General features: G+C 41.6%; 1 tRNA gene and 1 rRNA gene. Both read right to left on the bottom strand.

The annotated features are described in order from the left end of the window. Window positions 1–133: 133 nt before the first annotated feature. Window positions 134–209 (bottom strand) — tRNA-Glu (locus tag ATB74_RS23525). 65 nt (window positions 210–274) lie between these two features. Continuing rightward, window positions 275–363, bottom strand: a 16S ribosomal RNA gene (locus ATB74_RS23520); the annotation flags it as partial.

Below are 363 nucleotides of genomic sequence, written 5' to 3'. Positions count from 1 at the left end.
TAAACATTGAGAACTTTTAAATTTGATTGAATTACTCGTAAGTAATCAATCAGTCAGCTTTCCAAATTGTTAAAGAGCTTGATTCAATAAAATGAACCATTTTTAAAAACACTTAAATAAATGTGCTTAAAGATGGTATCCCGTAGGGGAGTCGAACCCCTGTTACCGCCGTGAAAGGGCGGTGTCCTAGGCCTCTAGACGAACGGGACATAGGTTACTCTTAACTGTTTAAACATATCAATCTGTGTGGACACTTATCGTGAATATCTTCGTATAAGGAGGTGATCCAGCCCCAGGTTCCCCTAGGGCTACCTTGTTACGACTTCACCCCAGTCATGAACCACAAAGTGGTGAGCGTCCTCC

It is taken from the genome of Vibrio splendidus (genome assembly GCF_001557875.1).
In the GTDB taxonomy this organism is placed as follows: domain Bacteria; phylum Pseudomonadota; class Gammaproteobacteria; order Enterobacterales; family Vibrionaceae; genus Vibrio; species Vibrio splendidus_F.
Note: the sequence above shows the minus strand (reverse complement) of the source record. Positions and strands in the feature narration are given on the sequence as shown.